3 protein-coding genes are annotated in these 1,916 nt (G+C 35.7%); 1 reads left to right on the top strand and 2 read right to left on the bottom strand.

The features are described from left to right. Nucleotides 1-59: 59 nt before the first annotated feature. Nucleotides 60-668, bottom strand: coding sequence for a redoxin family protein (locus AB4496_RS19400; protein WP_017082552.1), 609 nt, complete (start codon nt 666-668; stop codon nt 60-62). 2 nt (nt 669-670) lie between these two features. Then, entirely contained in the window at nt 671-1,168 is a 498-nt protein-coding gene (gene tpx, locus AB4496_RS19395) for a thiol peroxidase (RefSeq protein WP_017082551.1), read from the bottom strand. 563 nt (nt 1,169-1,731) lie between these two features. Here tpx and AB4496_RS19390 point away from each other — a divergent pair. Continuing rightward, nucleotides 1,732-1,916: hypothetical protein (locus tag AB4496_RS19390; RefSeq protein WP_372105692.1), on the top strand; the 185-nt coding region annotated here is incomplete at its 3' end.

The raw sequence follows: 1,916 nt of genomic DNA, 5'->3' as shown, positions 1-1,916 counted from the left end.
TGTTAGAATGGGGGTTTTATTGATATAAGAGGCTGATGCCTCTTATATCTTATTGGTATCTAGCGGTTTTTTAACGCTATTTTTACGGCTCGCTCTAAACTAGGGATAGTTGTAAGTTCAGGTACTCTTTGGGTATAAATAATTTGGTTATTTATACCCACTACAATGATACTTCGACTAAGCAAACCTAACTGCTTAATTTGAGTCCCTGTATTTAGGCCAAACTTATGTTCTGAAGAGTCAGAAAGATATGTCGCCCCGTCAAGAGAGTACTCTTTAATGAACCGTTGTTGAGCGAAAGGAGTATCGGCACTCACTGCATAAAATTCAATACCTTGAAGTTTGTGACTGTTGTTTTCTATGTATTGAGAAAGTTCTATAGCTTGTTGAACACAAACCGGCGTGTCAACAGATGTTAATATGCTATAGACTTTGATCGATTTACTTTTCGCACTGGTATCATAGCTTCCTAAATCTGAAGTCAGCATCTTAGCCGAAGGCATTAAATCACCTACTTCTAATGGTGTACCAATCAGGTCAAACTTTGTTGTTTTATCAAGTGTGACGACTTGAGCCGCTCCAAACTCAGCATCGTCTTCAGTAGTTTCAAACTTTGCGAAGGCGTTTATTGAATATAGGGTAGCAGCAACAATAAGTAGTTTACGCATGATTATGATAAAGCCGCTAGTGCTGATTCATAGTTTGGTTCAGTAGTAATTTCAGAAACCAATTCACTATGTGTGACCATACCATCCTGACCAATAACGATAATAGCTCTAGCAGCTAACCCTTCAAGCGCACCTTCATTTAAGTTTACACCGTAGTTTTCAGTGAATGATGACTCTCTGAAGAAAGAAGCGGTTGTTACATTATCAATGCCTTCAGCACCGCAAAAACGGTTCATAGCAAATGGTAAGTCGGCAGAAACACATAATACGATTGTATTGTTTAAATTAGCGGCTTTCTCGTTAAATGTACGAACGCTTGCAGCACAAACTGGGGTGTCAATGCTAGGGAAAATATTTAATAAGACATTTTTCCCTTTTAGGCTTTCTAAGGTTAGGCTATTTAATTCTTTGTCGCAGAGAGTAAAACTTGGTGCTACTTGATTAGGTTTAGGAAATAGACCTGAGATTGAAACGGGGTTACCTTGAAAAGTTATAGACATGTTAATACCTTTTTATTGTTTATTTTTTGGTTAGAAATTATTGAGCGGCGAGATAGTAATTTGATATTTATAAATAACAAATCCGATGTGTTGTATTATATTTGTTATTATTTAAGATTCTAATAAATAAGATGTTAAGTCCTAAATGCCCATTGTTTTAGTCCGATTTGAATGGCTTGGTTGGTGTATGATTTAATTTTTTCTGTGGAGTTTCTGAAGAGTGTTCGTATTTAGGTGTGTTTTCGAAAATTAAATATTATTCATAGGGAAAGAACGTGATTTTTTACGTTGTTTTTTGATTCTTTAACGATGAGCGAGCTGTATTCAGGAATTAGTATTCATTCCTAAACAAAGAACCCCCAGTCATGCTGTTTTAGTTGGTCAACTTTCAAAGACAGCGTGACTTCTTACATTTACAATGAAATTAGGCCATAGATTAAATTCATTGTTATATTTTGATAGTTTCTAACTATCCTATACCACGATTTTGCAGTCACGCTCGCTAGTCCTGTTGTATATAATCTTGAAAATAAAGACAAAACTGACAATCGAAACACAGGGAAATGAAAAAAACATTTGTACTTGCACTCGTTATTTCGACTCAGATCTTAGCGAATGGCTTTCCAGCCAATGATTATGAATGGAAGTTAAATGTTACTGAAGACTGGGCATACATTAAAGCAGACAATGGCTTAACTATGGTTGAAGATTTTGAACAAAAAGCCAACGCTGAATTAGATGAATTAGA

Origin of the sequence: Vibrio sp. 10N.222.46.A1 (genome assembly GCF_041473595.1) — a bacterium.
GTDB classification, from domain to species: domain Bacteria; phylum Pseudomonadota; class Gammaproteobacteria; order Enterobacterales; family Vibrionaceae; genus Vibrio; species Vibrio tasmaniensis_A.
Note: the sequence above shows the minus strand (reverse complement) of the source record. Positions and strands in the feature narration are given on the sequence as shown.

What these genes read in the sequence shown, in the direction of transcription:
- tpx (WP_017082551.1), bottom strand. Translation starts at nt 1,168, where the DNA reads ATGTCTATAACTTTTCAAGGTAACCCCGTTTCAATCTCAGGTCTATTT.
- AB4496_RS19400 (WP_017082552.1), bottom strand. Translation starts at nt 668, where the DNA reads ATGCGTAAACTACTTATTGTTGCTGCTACCCTATATTCAATAAACGCC.